Below are 16,394 nucleotides of genomic sequence, written 5' to 3' on the forward strand. Positions count from 1 at the left end.
TATAAAAAAAATTACAATGGCACACAACATTAAACCAGGAGTAGCTACAGGAGATCAAGTACAAGAGATCTTTAATTATGCTAAAGAGAAGGGTTTTGCTCTTCCAGCAGTAAACGTTACTGGATCAAGCACAATTAATGGAGTTCTTGAAACTGCAGCAAAACTAAACGCGCCAGTTATCATTCAATTTTCTAACGGAGGAGCACAATTCAACGCTGGAAAAGGATTATCAAATGCAGGTGAAAAAGCAGCAATCGCGGGAGGAATCGCGGGAGCAAAACATATTCATACTTTGGCAGAAGCTTACGGTGCAACTGTAATCTTACACACTGACCACTGTGCAAAAAAACTTTTACCTTGGATTGATGGTTTATTAGATGCTTCTGAAAAACACTTCGCAGAAACAGGAAAACCATTATTCAGTTCTCACATGATCGATTTGTCTGAGGAGCCAATCGAAGAAAACATCGAGATCTGTAAAGAATATTTAGCTAGAATGAGCAAAATGGGTATGACATTAGAAATCGAACTTGGTATTACAGGTGGTGAAGAAGATGGTGTTGATAACTCTGATGTTGACAGCTCAAAATTATATACTCAACCAGAAGAAGTAGCTTACGCTTACGAAGAATTATCTAAAGTAAGCCCTAAATTTACAATTGCTGCTGCTTTCGGAAACGTTCACGGTGTTTACAAACCAGGAAACGTAAAATTAACTCCAAAAATCTTAAAAAATTCTCAAGATTTCGTACAAAACAAATTCAACACAGGGCACAATCCGGTTGATTTCGTTTTCCACGGAGGTTCAGGTTCTACACTTGAAGAAATCAGAGAAGGTATTAGCTACGGAGTTATCAAAATGAATATTGATACCGATTTACAGTTTGCATACACTGAAGGAATCCGTGATTACATGGTTAAAAACCTTGACTATTTGAAATCTCAAATTGGAAATCCAGAAGGTCCAGATGCTCCAAACAAAAAATACTATGACCCAAGAAGATGGGTTCGTGAAAGTGAAGTGACATTCAATGCAAGACTTGAACAAGCTTTTGCTGATTTAAATAACGTAAATACGTTATAAAAAAAGTATTCAGTTTACAGTTTTAAGTATTTAGCAATCTGAATACTTAAAACTGAATACCACTGGACACTGAAATTTTATTACTGAACACTGAATACTAAAAGAAATGGCTTGGTTTAAAAGACAAGAAAAAGGGATTACGACCGCGACAGAAGACAAGATGGACGTTCCGAAAGGATTGTGGTACAAATCTCCTACTGGAAAAATTATTGATGCTGACGAATTGGCGAGAAATTTATTCGTAAGCCCTGAAGATGATTTTCACGTTCGAATTGGAAGCGCAACCTATTTTGAAATTTTATTCGACAACAACGAATTTGTTGAGTTAGATAAAAACATGACTTCTAAAGATCCTCTGCACTTTGTGGACACAAAGAAATATGCAGATAGATTAAAAGATGTAATGGAAAAAACTCATCTTAAAGATGCTGTACGTACGGGGGTAGGAAAATCTAAAGGAAGAGAACTTGTAATTTGCTGTATGGATTTTGCATTCATCGGTGGATCTATGGGAGCTGTAGTCGGTGAGAAAATCGCAAGAGGTATTGATCACGCTATTAAAAACAAACTTCCTTTTGTAATGATTTCTAAATCTGGTGGAGCTCGTATGATGGAAGCTGCTTATTCTTTAATGCAATTAGCAAAAACTTCTGTAAAACTAGCTCAATTAGCTGAAGCTAAATTGCCTTATATCTCTCTTTGTACAGACCCAACAACTGGAGGAACAACTGCATCTTACGCAATGTTAGGAGACATCAACATCTCTGAGCCAGGCGCTTTGATTGGTTTTGCTGGCCCTCGTGTTGTTCGCGATACTACAGGAAAAGATTTACCAGAAGGTTTCCAAACTGCCGAGTTCTTATTAGAGCACGGTTTCTTAGACTTTATCACGCCAAGAAAAGAATTGAAAGATAAGATCAACTTATATATCGATTTGATTCAAAATAATGATATTAGATAGTTTTAAAACTACTTAAAATAGAAATCCCAAGAAATTGCTTCTTGGGATTTTTTTATATCTTTATTTCAAATCTTATTCTTTATGGCTAGAATTTTTATTGGTTTTATGATTTGTTTTTTCTTTTTGAATTGTAGCAAAAAAGAAAATCAAGAAGAAAACATTCCATATATAATTTCTCAGGAAAATAAAGAAAAGATCATCGAAAATGATACGATCCCTCCTCCTCCTCCTATTCCTGGATATCTGTTTTATGGAACAAATACTTTTATAATAGACAAGAACTCAAAAGTATATTATTTTCAAAGAAACGAAATCGGTCATATTTGTGGGAATTGGAAAAAAAGCGATACAATTCCGTATTTTATAAATCTTCAGCCGAAAGATTTGATTGAAATATCATCTAATGCAATTTCTGATTTTATAAAATCAAACTATAAAGATAATTTTAGAAACATCACTTTTATAGCTTCTAAATTAGACACTTTACAATCGAAAAATTACTTCAATCTACTTGACGCTATTAAATCTTCACTAAAAAATTATGATTTATATTTCACAAGGAAAACCACTCAAGAAGAAGATACCGTTTTAAAATACAAGAAAAATAATGAGTATTATGACTCGGAAAACATTAATTGGGACAAAAACAGAATTACATTTCCTTTTATAAAACCAAAGCTAGAAAAGACAAAAAAATAAATTACCCCGCTTTTCTCAAATCCTTTTTCAATTCTTTTTCTGCAATTTTATAAGCAAGTTTTTCACGCCAAACTGCATAACGTTCTCTAAAAATCACTTTTATACCGCTGTCTACGGCTCCATGCATAAATAAGCTCCAAACGCTGGCTATTTTTCTAGACCAGGATGCATCCCATGCGCGAAGTGTGAGCGAAAAAGAACCATCAACGTAACGCATCCAATGCCACATTCCTGTTGGCATAAACAACGTATCGCCGTGTTCTAAGAAAACTTCATAACCCTCTACTCCTTTTAGAGCTGGAAATTTTTCAAAATCAGGATTGGCTACATCGTAATCTTCTAATGCATAAGTAGTATTCGGGATGCAATAGAGTCTTTTTTTCCATTTGTAGTCAAATAAAATAATATGTTTTCGACCTCCGAAATGAGTATGAAAAAGATGTGGCAAATCGATATCATAATGCAGAAAAGTAATCGCCTTAGAACCGCCAAAAAACATGGCAGGCATACTTTCTATAAAACCTCCCATTAATTCTTTTGGAACTTTTACATCGTCAATTAATTCGGGTCTGTGCTTGAAAAGATTAAAGAAGAAAATACGCAATTGTGTTGGTTCGCGTTTTATCAAATCCAGATATTCCCCAAATCTCATACTTGCTATAGAAGCGTTGATCACTTTTGTTGGATCTGCTTTTGAGTTATCTACAAGTTTAACCTCTATATCTCCCGCAATTTCCTTAAAATATTCTGTTGACCATTTTTCTCTTGCAGGCCAATCTTTTGTAAGCCCTTTTATGATTAAAGGCTTTTTTTTATCTAAATAATTTCTTTTGAAATCCTCTCTAGAAATAGACTCAACAACATCGACAGATTTAAGATTAAAGCTCATTGGTTTAATGGTTTAGGTTCTTGGTCTATCAAAAATATCTAATTATTTCGAGCCGTCAAAATTTACAGTAAAATAACACAAAAGTAATATTACATTCCTGTACGAATTGCTTCTACTGGATCTAGATTTGCCGCCGAAACTGCTGGAAGAATCCCAGAAATCAAACCAATAAGAGCTGCTAAACCGGTTCCTAAAAGAATATTTCCTAAACTTAAAACAAATTCAAAATCGAGGACCTTTGTCAAAATCATCGCAATTCCCCAAACCATAAGAAGACCAATGATTCCTCCAATAACTGATAAAATAACTGCTTCAAATAAAAATTGAAATAAGATAAATTTATTTTTTGCTCCTAATGATTTCTGAATTCCGATAAGATTTGTTCTTTCTTTAACCGAAACAAACATAATATTTGCAATTCCGAAACCACCAACCAAAAGAGAAAAACCACTGATAATCCAACCTACAAAATTCATCTGACCTAAAATTCCATCAATAAAATCAGTAAATCCAGAAAGCACATTAACAAAAAAATTATCCATTTCTCCCGCTTTCATTCCGCGAATTGCTCTAAGTTTTTGAGCAATTTCAGCTTTGTACGCATCCATATCAACACCTTTTTCAGGCTTTAAAACTATAACTGGAGTCATAGAATCACTGTCTCCATACATTCTTCTTAAGAAATTTGCCGGAAGATAGACCGAAGTATCATTACTATCTCCAAAGAATCCAGCGCCCTGTTTCGCCATTACACCAATAACAGTGAATCGCTGTCCATACAAACGGATGTTTTTCCCTATCGGATCGCTTGAACCAAAAAGCCCTTCAGCTATATCATATCCCAAAACAATAACAGCAGTTCCTGAGTTAGATTCTGATTCATTATAAAATCTACCTTTATCAAAACTTAATCCATCAATATCGACCATTTCGCTTGATGCCGGAATAATATTTACATCGCTAACTGTTTTAGAATCGTATTTTAAACTTTCTCTGTTTACAAAAAGCTGATATGCTACTTGGTCGGTGTTATTCATTGAATTTTTTAAACCGATATATTCGTCATATTTTACATTTGGAAACTGTTCTCTTTTCCATTGTGGAATTTCAGACGGTCCAAAACAATATTTCATTAAATAAATCGTATTTTTATCTAAGCTACTCAAATCTTTAGTGATTTTTTTATCTAAAGAGTCAACAGCAGCCAAAACAGCGATAATTGAAAAAATACCAATCGTTACGCCTAAAAGCGACAATAAAGTTCGCAATTTATTATTTCGCAAAGCATTGATAGCAAAACTCAAACTTTCTTTTAATAATCTTAGATAAACGATCATATTTTTGTATTTTTCAATAAAGTAAAATTCAATAATTTAAATTCAAAAACCTAATAAAAGTTAACTTACTCATCAGTAGATTTTTTTAGCATTTTGTTACACTAATTTTTTTTAATATAATATATAAAAAAACTACTTTTGCAGTCTCAAAATCATAACTACACAATGAGCACAACTAAAAAAATACAATCGGCATTAATTTCTGTTTTTTCTAAAGATGGATTGGAACCAATTGTTAGAAAATTACACGAACAAAATGTAACACTTTATTCAACTGGAGGAACTGAAGATTTCATCAAAAACCTTGGCATCCCAGTAGTTCCTGTTGAAGATATCACTTCATTCCCTGAAATTCTTGGCGGAAGAGTAAAAACTTTACACCCGAAAATTTTTGGTGGAATTTTAAATCGTCAAGACAACGAAAGTGATGTTCAGCAAATGAAGGAATTTGACATCCCTCAAATCGATTTAGTAATTGTTGATTTATATCCTTTTGAAAAAACAGTTGCTTCTGGAGCAAGCGAACAAGATATTATCGAAAAAATTGATATCGGAGGTATTTCATTAATTCGTGCTGGTGCAAAAAATTTCAAAGACACTGTAATTGTAGCTTCTGTTAACGAGTACAGCTTACTTTTAGATTTGATTACAGAGCAAGACGGAGCAACAACTTTAGAAAACAGAAGATTGTTTGCTACTAAAGCATTCCACGTTTCATCTCACTACGATGGAGCTATTTTTAATTATTTCAATACAGACGAGACTATTTACAAAGAAAGCATTGCAAACGGTCAAGTTTTAAGATATGGTGAAAACCCTCATCAAAAAGGATTCTTCTTTGGAGATTTTGACGCAATGTTCAAAAAACTTCACGGAAAAGAATTGTCATACAATAACTTATTAGATGTTGATGCTGCTGTTAATTTAATTGCTGAATTTAAAACTGACGGACCTACGTTCGCTATTTTAAAACACAACAACGCTTGTGGTTTGGCTTCAAGAAAAACAATCAGCGAAGCTTATTTAGCAGCTTTAGCTTGTGATCCTACTTCAGCTTTTGGAGGAGTGTTAATTTCTAATACAAAAATTGATTTAGAAACTGCACAGGAAATCAACAAGTTATTCTGCGAAGTTGTAATCGCTCCAGCTTATGATGATGAGGCAGTTACAGTTTTACAAGAGAAGAAAAACAGAATTATTTTAGTACAAAACGATGTTGAATTACCAGCTCGTCAAGTAAGAACTTGTCTTAACGGATTGTTAATTCAGGATAGAAATAATATTACGGATAATAAAGAGCATTTAAAAACCGTTACAATTACAGAACCTACTGCTCAAGAGATCGAAGATTTGATCTTTGCTTCTAAAATCTGCAAGAATACAAAATCAAACACTATTGTATTTGCTAAAAACGGAACATTGATTTCATCAGGTACAGGTCAGACTTCAAGAGTTGACGCTTTAATTCAAGCAGTTGACAAAGCAAAAGCTTTTGGATTTGATTTAAATGGAGCTTCGATGGCAAGTGATGCATTTTTCCCATTTCCGGATTGTGTAGAATTAGCTAAAAAAGCAGGAATAACTGCTGTAATTCAGCCAGGAGGTTCGATAAAAGACGAATTAAGTATAAATTATTGCAATGAAAATAATCTTGCAATGGTATTTACAGGAACTCGTCATTTTAAACATTAATTTGTTTAACTTTGTTCGATAAATAATTTATAACATTTTAAACCCCTAAAAAACTTATGGGATTTTTTGATTTCATGACCGAGGATATTGCGATAGACCTTGGAACCGCAAACACTTTAATCATTCATAATGATAAAGTTGTCATTGATAGTCCATCTATCGTTGCACGTGATAGAGTATCAGGCAAAATCATTGCTGTTGGTAAAGAAGCCAACATGATGCAAGGTAAAACACATGAAAACATCAAAACTATAAGGCCTTTGAAAGATGGTGTAATCGCTGATTTTGATGCTTCGGAAAAAATGATCAATATGTTCATTAAAAGTATTCCTGCATTGAAAAAAAGAATGTTTACTCCAGCTTTACGTATGGTTGTATGTATTCCTTCTGGTATTACTGAAGTGGAGATGAGAGCGGTGAAGGAATCTTGTGAGAGAGTAAACGGAAAAGAAGTTTACTTGATTCATGAGCCAATGGCGGCGGCAATTGGTATTGGTATTGATATTATGCAACCAAAAGGAAACATGATTGTCGATATCGGAGGTGGTACAACAGAAATTGCTGTAATCGCATTAGGCGGAATTGTTTGTGACAAGTCTGTTAAAATTGCGGGTGACGTTTTTACAAACGACATTGTGTATTACATGCGTACACAGCACAACCTTTTCGTAGGAGAAAGTACTGCTGAGAAAATTAAAATTCAAATCGGAGCGGCGATCGAAGATTTAGATGGACCGCCAGAAGACATGTCTGTTCAAGGTAGAGATTTACTTACTGGTAAACCAAAACAAGTAGATGTTTCTTACCGTGAAATTGCAAAAGCATTAGACAAATCTATTCAGCGTATTGAAGATGCGGTAATGGAAACATTATCTCAGACTCCTCCTGAATTAGCAGCAGATATCTACAACACTGGTATCTATTTAGCTGGTGGAGGATCTATGTTAAGAGGTCTTGACAAACGTATTTCTCAAAAAACAGATTTACCGGTTTACATTGCCGAAGATCCGTTAAGAGCAGTTGTACGCGGAACAGGAATGGCTCTTAAAAACATCGCTAAATTCAAAAGTATCTTAATCAAATAAGATTCAAAAATAACAATCAATATACTTTTATAAGGGTCAGATTTTAATATTTGACCTTTATAAAAACTGAAACCTTAAAGCATATCCTGAAACAAAATAACCAGACAAGAAATGCAGCAAATATTTAATTTCCTTATAAGAAACAGTAATCGATTGCTGTTTTTGCTGCTTTTAGGTATTTCGTTGACGCTCACAATTCAATCGCATTCCTACCACAGAAGCAGAGTAATCAGTTCGGCTAATTTTTTAAGCGGAGGTGTTTATGAAAGAATTAATCGTGTAAACGAATATTTGAATTTAAGAGCCGAAAACGATGAGCTTGTATTAGAGAATGCAAGGTTAAAAAGTCTTTTGTTTAACAAAGAAGACACTACCAAAGCACCATTGCCAGATAGTATTAAAGGTATAAAACCTGCTGATATCATTGTATCAAAAGTAATTCATAACACATACAATACACACGAAAACTATATCACTTTAAATTCCGGCAGCAAAGAAGGAGTCAAACAAGATATGGGAGTTATCAACAGCTTAGGTATTGTCGGAGTAGTAGACAATACTTCTGCAAATTACTCAACTGTTGTGAGTATCTTGAATATGAAGTCACATATTAATGCTAAAATCAAAAAATCCAATCACTTTGGTTCTTTAACTTGGGATGGAAAAAGCACAGGATTTGTTCAGTTAGAAGATGTACCAAGATTAGCATCAATTAGAAAAGGTGACACCATTGTTACTGGAGGACAATCTGTTATTTTCCCAGAAGGAATCAATATCGGAACAGTAGATGTTATATACAAAAAAGAAGGCACAAGTTTTTATGTTATAAAAGTTAAGTTATTTAACGATATGACAAACTTGGGTCATGTATATATTATCAAGAGCAAAGACAGAGAGGAACTTATTAACTTAGAAAACAAAAACAAGGAAAAAAATGAATAGCGCTCTGTTAGTCAATATTTTTCGATTTATTATGTTACTGGCAATTCAAATTGTTATCTTCAACAATATGAATTTCTTAGGATATATAAGTCCTTTTCCGTATATCTTGTATATTATTCTATACCCCGTAAACAGCAATAAAGCAGGCTTAATTGTTTCTAGTTTTTTACTTGGACTTACAATGGATATGTTCTGCAATTCTGGAGGTGTACATGCAACTGCTTGCGTTATTTTAGCCTATTACAGGCCTTACATTTTTAAATTTTCTTTTGGTTTAAGTTATGAATACCAAACTATTAAACTAAATGAATCTTTAACACCAGAGCGATTTTCATTTATACTAGTTTCGGTTTTAATGCATCATATTGTATTATTTGTTTTAGAAACATTTCAATTTAAATTTATCGGGGACATTTTACTCCGAACCTTATTTAGTTCTATCTTTACTATAATCACCTCAATAATAATAATTTATCTTATTAAGCCCAATAAACGATGAGAAAAGTCTTGCTGCCCACTATAATTATTATTGCAGCGTCTTTGCTAGTGATTAGGATTTTTTACCTGCAGATTATTGATGATTCTTTTAAACTGAAATCAGAAAATAATGCGATAAAAAAAGTATATGACTATCCTGAAAGAGGTTATATTTATGATCGTAACGGGAAACTTCTTGTTGCGAATCAGGCTTCTTATGATATCATGGTTATTCCAAGAGATATAAAAAAAGACCTAAATATTGCCGAGTTTTGTGCTCTTTTGAATATTACTGAAGAAGAATATCATAAGCGCATTGAAAAGGCAAAAGTCTATAGCCCAAGACTTCCTTCTGTATTTTTATCTCAGCTGAATAAAAATGAATTTGCCGCTTTTCAAGAAAAGATCAGAAAATATGATGGTTTCTATTTTCAAAAACGTTCTCTTCGTGATTATGAAGTTGATTACGGTGCCAACATATTTGGTTTTATTACTCAGGTAAATGAAAAACAAATTGAGCAGAATCCATATTACAACAGTGGAGATTTAATTGGAAAGCAAGGTGTAGAACAAAGCTACGAAGAGATTTTACGCGGAATAAAAGGTGTAAAATACATTCAAAAAGACAAATATAACAGAGAAATTGGTCCTTATAAAGAAGGGAAATACGATACTATCGCCGTAGCTGGAGAAGATATCAATTTAACTATTGATGCCGAACTTCAAAAATATGGTGAAGAATTGATGATTAATAAGCGAGGAGGAATTGTTGCCATTGAACCTAAATCTGGAGAAATTCTAGCATTGGTTACTGCTCCTTCTTATGATCCAGGTATTTTAGTAGGACGTCAGAGATCTAAAAATTATACGCTTTTATATCACGATTCTATTGCAAAACCTTTATATGACAGAGGACTTTTAGCAGAGTACCCTCCAGGTTCACCATTCAAAATCCTTACAGGTTTAGTTGCACTTCAAGAAGGTGTAGTAAATGAGCAGACTACTTTTATGTGTCATCACGGATTTAGTTATGGCGGAGGCCGATTCATGAAATGCCACGGTTTTGGTCCGCATCAATTACATAACGGAATTTACAATTCCTGTAACACTTATTTTGGACAAGCATACATGCTTACAATCAATAAGTACAAGGATCCTGGCCATGCTGTTGATGTATGGAGCGGTCATATAAAAAGTTTTGGCTTAGGACAATTTATGGGATACGATTTGCCTATTGGAAAACGAGGAAATATTCCAACTTCTAAAACATATAAAAGAATTTATCCTAATGGAGGATGGAGAAGCTCAACAATTGTATCTAATGCGATTGGACAAGGAGAGGTTTTAATGACCCCTATCCAATTAGCGAATATGATGGCAACTGTCGCAAATCAGGGTTATTATTACACTCCTCACATCATTAAAAAAATTGAAGGAGAAAAGATAGACGAAAAGTTCACCACAAAACACGTGACTACGATCGATCAAAAATATTTCCCGCCAGTTATCAGTGGACTATTTGATGTTTACAATAAAGGTACAGCTTACAGCCTTAGGGTAGAAGGAATCGATATTTGTGGAAAAACAGGTACGGCCGAGAACTTTGCCAAAATAAACGGTAAAAGAACACAGCTTAAAGACCACTCTATATTTGTTGCCTTTGCGCCAAAAGACAATCCGAAAATTGCGATTGCAGTTATGATTGAAAATGGAGGTTTTGGAGCAACAGTAGCAGGTCCGGTTGCGAGTTTAATGATTGAAAAATATCTAAGAAAGAAAATTACAAGAACCGACCTAGAAATAAGAGTATTAAATAAAAGTTTACTTTCAGAATATGCTAAAGTCGGCGGAATAAGCGATGCTCTTAAAATAGAGTCTGTACCAAAAGATTCTGTTTTACAAGCAAAAATTATAAAGCCAAAAGCGCCAGTTACAACGGCACCAAAAACCGAAGTCAAAAAAACAGCAGTAGACACAACTAAGAAAAACTAAGAAGAGGATTATTTCAAATGAAAAATCAAAGTGTAAAAAATAATATTGATTGGATAAGTGTCTTTATCTACATTGCACTGGTAACTTTAGGCTGGCTGAATATCTATTCGTCCTCTTTATTATCAACCGATGGAACGTATCAAAAACAGCTTATTTTCATCTGCTGTACTATTCCGTTGATATTTGTTGTGCTTTTTGTTGATGGTAAATTTTACGAAAAATATGCGAGCATCATCTTCGGAGTTTCCTTATTATCCCTTGCAGGATTATTTCTTTTTGGAAAAACCATAGCAGGACAGCGATGCTGGTACGCCATAGGAAGTTTTACTTTACAGCCTTCTGAGTTTGCAAAAGCTGCAACCTCTCTTGCATTGGCCAAATATTTGAGTGACACACAAATAAACTTAAAAGAAACTAATAGACAAATTCAGGCTTTAGCCATTATGCTATTGCCAGTAATATTGATTTTACCACAGCCAGATCCTGGGAGTGCTTTAATTTATAGTGCGTTCATCCTTGTTTTATATAGAGAAGGTTTGCCTTCTTGGTATGTATGGACAGCATTTATAACCATTGTTCTTTTCGTTCTTACTTTAGTTCTAGAACCATATGCCGTTATCGGAATGGCTTTTATAGTCTTAGCCATTATACATTTTAAAGGCAGAGTAGTTGACAGAAATATCATTTTAAGCGGAATTTTATTAATCCTAATCTCTGGATTTGTTTTTTCTGTTGATTATGTATTTGACAACGTTTTTAAACAGCACCACAGGGATCGTTTCAATATTTTACTAGGTAAAACTGTAGACATGAAAGGTATTGGATATAATACTAACCAGTCTGAAATTGCCATCGGATCTGGAGGATGGATCGGAAAAGGCTTTCTTGAAGGCACACAAACAAAAGGAGGATTTGTTCCTGAGCAACATACCGATTATATTTTTACAACTGTTGGTGAAGAATGGGGTTTTGCAGGTTCTTTTGTTGTTATTCTACTTTTTGTGAGTTTATTGCTTCGAGTAATTTACTTAGCCGAAAGACAGAAGACGAAGTTTAGCCGGGTTTATGGTTATTGTGTTGCCGCGATTCTCTTTATCCATTTCTTTGTAAACATCGCGATGGTAATTGGGATTTTCCCAACAATCGGGGTTCCTCTGCCGTTCTTTTCATACGGAGGTTCTGGACTCTGGGGATTCACTATTTTGCTGTTTATTTTCCTTAAAATGGATGCGAATAAAGTAAATGAATGGTAAAAGTTTTTAAACATTCAATTTTCAAATCCTAAATTCCAATTCAAAATATCTCTTATATTAAACTATAAATAAATTTCATATAAAAGCTGTAATTACGTTTTAAGAACTAATTACAGCTTTTTTAATTTTATATTTTGCTCTATTACTTTCTTTTTTAGATCCGAATAGAATAATCCATACAATAAGAAAACAGACTTTAAACAACAAGCATAAAAAAATCCGAAGTTTTAAGCTTCGGATTTTTTTTTATTTCTTATTAAATTATATCTCTTCGTGTGGTCTCTTTTTCAAAAGTTTCACTAAAACAGGGAATGTCGAAATAATGATGATTATAATAATGATATATTCAATGTGTTTCTTTAAATCTATTCCTTGTTTTAAGAAAACGCCATATAAATAATGTCCTGCGAAAATCAATATAAATGACCAAAGGAAAGAACTCAAAACATTATAAAACATAAATTTCTTTCTGTCCATTGAAACGATTCCAGCAACAATTGGAGCAAACGTTCTGAAAATTGGCAGGAAACGCGCATATATAATTGCTTTTCCTCCATATTTTTCAAAGAAGTCTTTTGATTGCAATAAGTACTTTTTCTTAAACCAGAAGGTATCTTCTTTTTTAAATAAATAATAACCGCTTTTTGCACCAAACCAATAACCAGTCATATTACCTAAAACCCCCATTATAGCAACTGCTGTAGCAAGCAAAAACACATTTAAAAAATCATTTGGAATGTAGGCAACATTTTCAATTAGATCGCGACTGTAAATACCTGCCAAAAAAAGTAAACTATCTCCAGGCAGAAAAAAGCCTGCAAAAAGTCCTGTTTCAGCAAAAACTATAAACAGAACGATAAACAACCCAATCTGAAAACCTCCAACGCTTAAAGTAATATAAAATTCAGGGTTTAGTAACTGGGTCCATTCAAAATTATTCATAAAAGGAAAATTGGTTATCTTATAAGTTCGTGAAAGTAACAATAATTTACCTTAACCACAATAAAATGCGGTATTTTAAACATAAATTAACTATTAAAAAAAGCCCAAACAATTTGTCTGGGCTTCTTTTTCAAATTATTCTCTCACGTACTTGCAGCAGCTATGCAAGTTGTCGTAATCTGCTACAGTCGCTTTAACTTCCTTAGTATCATGACCTGCTTTTGCAATTGCTTTATTCAAGTCAGAAGGAGAACATTTTTCTTCGTTTAAAATAACCGAAAGCTGATGCGAACTCACATCCCAGCTTGCTGTTTTTACTCCCGGAACACCATAAGCCGCTTTTTCAATTCGCTTCTTGCATTGTTCACAGTTTCCATTTACTTCTGTTGTATATTTTAAGTTCTTGTTTTTCTTAGTTTGAGCTTGAGCTGAAAAGCCTAAAAAAATCATCATTGCGATTAAAACTATTTTATTCATTGTATTTAATTTTATTGTTATTGAAATTGTTATTTAATTTTAAATCTAAGTCCTGCATAGTACATCTGTCCAAAAATTGGTGCATATGCAATTGACGCATCAAAATTAGATCCAAAAGGGTCATTTGCCCCTAAAATTGCTTTTTCTTGTCTATAATTCCCTATATTTTCTCCCCCAACATACACTTCAAAAACTGGAGAAAAAACTCGAGTTACTTGTGCATTCATTACAGCATAAGAAGGTGAAAAATCAGGAAACTGATCTTCTGAAGGGTTTGAAGCCGTATACGGCAATTGCTGTTTTCCTGACCAATTATATGTAAAATCAAACCTCCATTGCTTATCATTATTCATCGTTGTTTCATATTCTAAATTTCCCAAGAAACGATGTTTAGCCTGAAGCGGTCGTTGGAATGTTCCTCTCAAATAATCAGTCTGAATGTCATAATATTTATAAGCTGTTCTTAAGTTTAAATTATGAATCAATTCGTAATTGAACTCAACCTGAAGACTATTTGCAAAAGAACTTCCTTTCAAATCATAAAACAAGACCTGTTGCGGACTTTGCATCACGTCGACAACTGCCTGATTTTGAAAATCGGTTCTATAAAGATCAAAACCTGCATCGGCATTTCTGTTGAAAAGACGAAATTTCTGCGAAAAACTCACTCCATAATTCCATGCAATTTCTGGGTTTAAACCATATACTTTTCCACTAGAATCTAAAATTGTGAACGTTCTTGAACTAGCAAAAAGCTGTTGGTTTTCGGCAAAGATATTAGCCGAACGCTTTCCTCTTCCTGCAGAAAAACGAACTACTCCATTTTTCCAAGGATTATATCTCATGTGCAGTCTTGGCGTAACAAAAACTCCCAATCGGTTATGATTATCTACTCTTCCTCCTAGAATCAAACTGAAATTATCTGTATTATCATAAGTATATTCAAAGAAAGCACCAACTGAATTGTCAATTCTGCTTACATCTGTTAGGTTTACAAATTCCTGATATTGGTCATAAGTAAAATTCAAACCAGTTGAAAACTTATGCATCGTATTATTAATGATGGAATTGAAAATCAAGTTAGAATAAAAACTATTCTGTTTGATGTCATATTCATTTAAACCATAATAAGAATCTTGTTTATGGCTATTAAATGCGTTTTGAAATCCGATACTTTGATACGGCATATCCTTGAAAACATATCCAATTTTTGTTGAAACATCAAATCGTTCAGTATTAATTTCAGATCCCCAATAATTGGTTGTTCCGCGATCACGATCTTTATCAAAGTCCAATTCTCCAGTTTGTTTTTTATCATTCATATACCTGAAATTGATAAAACTCACCAAACCGCTTTCTGGATTGTAATATTGGTAACGATTTAAAACATTGATTTGTTTTCCTAACGGATTATCGAGAAAACCATCCTTGTTCATATCATTTTTTGCCACACGTGCATTTCCGTGCACAAATAAACTGGTTGCCCATTTATCTGATAGTTTTTTATTGAAATGAGTATTTAATTCAAAACGAGAATCTGTGGAACCATAAGCATTCAGAAAGAAAGGAATATCATTTAAAGGTTTTAAAAGTTCTGTATTAATCTGACCCGAAATACTTTCGTAACCATTTATAACACTCCCCGCTCCTTTAGTAATTTGAACGCTTTCAATCCAAGTTCCTGGCGTAAATGATAATCCATAAGCTTGAGATGCTCCTCGAACAGAAGGAATATTTTCTTCTGTAATCATTAAATAAGGACTAGTTAAACCAAGCATTTTAATTTGCTTAGTTCCTGTTAAAGCATCGGAAAAATTAACATCGATTGACGGATTAGTCTCAAAACTTTCGGCCAAATTACAACAAGCTGCTTTAAGCAGTTCTTTACTGGTAATTACAGATGTATTGGCTGTTACTGTAAAGGATTTTTTAATTCCTTTTTGCTTTTTAGTAATTTTTACTTCTTGCAGATCTTCCTGTGAAAAGGCACAAACAGAAAGCAAAAACGCCGCAAAAAGCATTATATTTTTTTGCATAAAAATTGATTTTAATGTTTAAATAGAATTACATTTTTGATGTTTTTTTCAAGAACAAAACAATCAAAATGTAAATGCGAAGCCTTAATCAAGACTTGCATTGCATCTTAACATTAAAATCAGGAATAGAAAATATACTGATGATATAATTTAAATAAGGGAGGTGCATTCGCATCAGCATAATACGAAAGAACTTCTTTCTTTTTAAAACTTGGAATTTCTAAAAAGACTAGAGGTTTGTAATCTTGTATAACTGCTGGGAAAGCAAATTGAAAAAAGAAAAATTTGATAGTAGCATTGTCTGATTTCTTTTCGAAATGAACAACTTTGTCTTTACAGCAAGAGTTTTCTTTCTCTTTAGAACCGCAACATTTCTTTTCAACAACAGGTTCTGCTGTAGTTTTTAAAGAAACCGAAGCAATTTCTCCGCCACAATAATGTACGTCAAAAGCAAACCCTATATTGGAAACCAATAAAAGGAACGCCAAAAACAGACCTGTACACTTTTTCAAATTCATACTGCAAAGC

General features: G+C 33.4%; 15 protein-coding genes. 9 read left to right on the plus strand and 6 right to left on the minus strand.

From position 1 onward, the window contains the following. Positions 1 to 16: 16 nt before the first annotated feature. The 3 genes from fbaA (at position 17) to JI750_RS02845 (ending at position 2,744) form a co-directional block, all read left to right on the plus strand. On the plus strand, positions 17 to 1,084 hold the full coding sequence (gene fbaA, locus JI750_RS02835) for a class II fructose-bisphosphate aldolase (RefSeq protein WP_012023542.1): 1,068 nt from the start codon (positions 17 to 19) through the stop codon (positions 1,082 to 1,084). A gap of 106 nt (positions 1,085 to 1,190) precedes the next feature. Then, a complete protein-coding gene (gene accD / locus JI750_RS02840; protein WP_111367748.1) occupies positions 1,191 to 2,045 on the plus strand; it encodes an acetyl-CoA carboxylase, carboxyltransferase subunit beta in 855 nt (284 codons plus the stop codon). Positions 2,046 to 2,126: 81 nt separating this feature from the next. Continuing rightward, positions 2,127 to 2,744: a hypothetical protein gene (locus JI750_RS02845; protein WP_201998834.1), complete on the plus strand. Its 618-nt coding sequence runs from the start codon at positions 2,127 to 2,129 to the stop codon at positions 2,742 to 2,744. A 1-nt stretch (position 2,745) separates the two neighbouring features. Here JI750_RS02845 and JI750_RS02850 read toward each other — a convergent pair whose 3' ends face one another. Beyond that, entirely contained in the window at positions 2,746 to 3,633 is an 888-nt protein-coding gene (locus JI750_RS02850) for a cupin-like domain-containing protein (RefSeq protein WP_201998836.1), read from the minus strand. 89 nt (positions 3,634 to 3,722) lie between these two features. Beyond that, a complete protein-coding gene (locus tag JI750_RS02855) occupies positions 3,723 to 4,970 on the minus strand; it encodes an ABC transporter permease (protein ID WP_201998838.1) in 1,248 nt (415 codons plus the stop codon). Positions 4,971 to 5,135: 165 nt separating this feature from the next. Here JI750_RS02855 and purH point away from each other — a divergent pair, with 165 nt between their 5' ends. From purH to rodA, 6 genes are all read left to right on the plus strand, one after another. Further along, positions 5,136 to 6,662 (plus strand): bifunctional phosphoribosylaminoimidazolecarboxamide formyltransferase/IMP cyclohydrolase, encoded by a 1,527-nt coding sequence (gene purH / locus JI750_RS02860; protein ID WP_129746145.1) that lies wholly within the window; start codon positions 5,136 to 5,138, stop codon positions 6,660 to 6,662. A gap of 56 nt (positions 6,663 to 6,718) precedes the next feature. After that, a complete protein-coding gene (locus JI750_RS02865) occupies positions 6,719 to 7,747 on the plus strand; it encodes a rod shape-determining protein (RefSeq protein WP_008466528.1) in 1,029 nt (342 codons plus the stop codon). A 111-nt stretch (positions 7,748 to 7,858) separates the two neighbouring features. After that, positions 7,859 to 8,689, plus strand: coding sequence for a rod shape-determining protein MreC (gene mreC / locus JI750_RS02870; protein ID WP_201998840.1), 831 nt, complete (start codon positions 7,859 to 7,861; stop codon positions 8,687 to 8,689). Next, positions 8,682 to 9,188: a rod shape-determining protein MreD gene (locus JI750_RS21980; protein WP_236672961.1), complete on the plus strand. Its 507-nt coding sequence runs from the start codon at positions 8,682 to 8,684 to the stop codon at positions 9,186 to 9,188. Before mreC ends, JI750_RS21980 begins: the two co-directional genes overlap by 8 nt. Then, complete coding sequence (gene mrdA / locus JI750_RS02875; RefSeq protein WP_201998842.1) at positions 9,185 to 11,158, plus strand: penicillin-binding protein 2; 1,974 nt, start codon at positions 9,185 to 9,187, stop codon at positions 11,156 to 11,158. The genes JI750_RS21980 and mrdA overlap by 4 nt, the downstream gene beginning before the upstream one ends. 17 nt (positions 11,159 to 11,175) lie before the next feature. After that, positions 11,176 to 12,411, plus strand: a complete 1,236-nt coding sequence (gene rodA / locus JI750_RS02880) for a rod shape-determining protein RodA (RefSeq protein WP_201998844.1) — start codon at positions 11,176 to 11,178, stop codon at positions 12,409 to 12,411. Positions 12,412 to 12,672: 261 nt separating this feature from the next. On the opposite strand, the gene JI750_RS02885 is transcribed toward rodA, so the two are convergent. From JI750_RS02885 to JI750_RS02900, 4 genes are all read right to left on the minus strand, one after another. Further along, on the minus strand, positions 12,673 to 13,353 hold the full coding sequence (locus JI750_RS02885) for a DedA family protein (RefSeq protein ID WP_201998846.1): 681 nt from the start codon (positions 13,351 to 13,353) through the stop codon (positions 12,673 to 12,675). Positions 13,354 to 13,488: 135 nt separating this feature from the next. Continuing rightward, the gene (locus tag JI750_RS02890; protein ID WP_201998848.1) at positions 13,489 to 13,830 is read right to left on the minus strand and encodes a heavy-metal-associated domain-containing protein; all 342 of its coding nucleotides are present in this window, start codon (positions 13,828 to 13,830) and stop codon (positions 13,489 to 13,491) included. A gap of 29 nt (positions 13,831 to 13,859) precedes the next feature. Then, positions 13,860 to 15,866, minus strand: a complete 2,007-nt coding sequence (locus JI750_RS02895; RefSeq protein WP_201998850.1) for a TonB-dependent receptor plug domain-containing protein — start codon at positions 15,864 to 15,866, stop codon at positions 13,860 to 13,862. Between the two features lie 119 nt (positions 15,867 to 15,985). Beyond that, positions 15,986 to 16,384: an HYC_CC_PP family protein gene (locus JI750_RS02900; RefSeq protein ID WP_201998852.1), complete on the minus strand. Its 399-nt coding sequence runs from the start codon at positions 16,382 to 16,384 to the stop codon at positions 15,986 to 15,988. Positions 16,385 to 16,394 lie beyond the last annotated feature (10 nt).

The sequence above is a fragment of the Flavobacterium tagetis genome (genome assembly GCF_016735615.1).
GTDB lineage: Bacteria > Bacteroidota > Bacteroidia > Flavobacteriales > Flavobacteriaceae > Flavobacterium > Flavobacterium tagetis.

What these genes read in the sequence shown, in the direction of transcription:
- JI750_RS21980 (WP_236672961.1), top strand. Translation starts at nt 8,682, where the DNA reads ATGAATAGCGCTCTGTTAGTCAATATTTTTCGATTTATTATGTTACTG.
- JI750_RS02845 (WP_201998834.1), top strand. Translation starts at nt 2,127, where the DNA reads ATGGCTAGAATTTTTATTGGTTTTATGATTTGTTTTTTCTTTTTGAAT.
- rodA (WP_201998844.1), top strand. Translation starts at nt 11,176, where the DNA reads ATGAAAAATCAAAGTGTAAAAAATAATATTGATTGGATAAGTGTCTTT.
- JI750_RS02895 (WP_201998850.1), bottom strand. Translation starts at nt 15,866, where the DNA reads ATGCAAAAAAATATAATGCTTTTTGCGGCGTTTTTGCTTTCTGTTTGT.
- JI750_RS02850 (WP_201998836.1), bottom strand. Translation starts at nt 3,633, where the DNA reads ATGAGCTTTAATCTTAAATCTGTCGATGTTGTTGAGTCTATTTCTAGA.
- JI750_RS02900 (WP_201998852.1), bottom strand. Translation starts at nt 16,384, where the DNA reads ATGAATTTGAAAAAGTGTACAGGTCTGTTTTTGGCGTTCCTTTTATTG.
- JI750_RS02865 (WP_008466528.1), top strand. Translation starts at nt 6,719, where the DNA reads ATGGGATTTTTTGATTTCATGACCGAGGATATTGCGATAGACCTTGGA.
- mrdA (WP_201998842.1), top strand. Translation starts at nt 9,185, where the DNA reads ATGAGAAAAGTCTTGCTGCCCACTATAATTATTATTGCAGCGTCTTTG.
- accD (WP_111367748.1), top strand. Translation starts at nt 1,191, where the DNA reads ATGGCTTGGTTTAAAAGACAAGAAAAAGGGATTACGACCGCGACAGAA.
- JI750_RS02890 (WP_201998848.1), bottom strand. Translation starts at nt 13,830, where the DNA reads ATGAATAAAATAGTTTTAATCGCAATGATGATTTTTTTAGGCTTTTCA.
- mreC (WP_201998840.1), top strand. Translation starts at nt 7,859, where the DNA reads ATGCAGCAAATATTTAATTTCCTTATAAGAAACAGTAATCGATTGCTG.
- purH (WP_129746145.1), top strand. Translation starts at nt 5,136, where the DNA reads ATGAGCACAACTAAAAAAATACAATCGGCATTAATTTCTGTTTTTTCT.
- JI750_RS02885 (WP_201998846.1), bottom strand. Translation starts at nt 13,353, where the DNA reads ATGAATAATTTTGAATGGACCCAGTTACTAAACCCTGAATTTTATATT.
- JI750_RS02855 (WP_201998838.1), bottom strand. Translation starts at nt 4,970, where the DNA reads ATGATCGTTTATCTAAGATTATTAAAAGAAAGTTTGAGTTTTGCTATC.
- fbaA (WP_012023542.1), top strand. Translation starts at nt 17, where the DNA reads ATGGCACACAACATTAAACCAGGAGTAGCTACAGGAGATCAAGTACAA.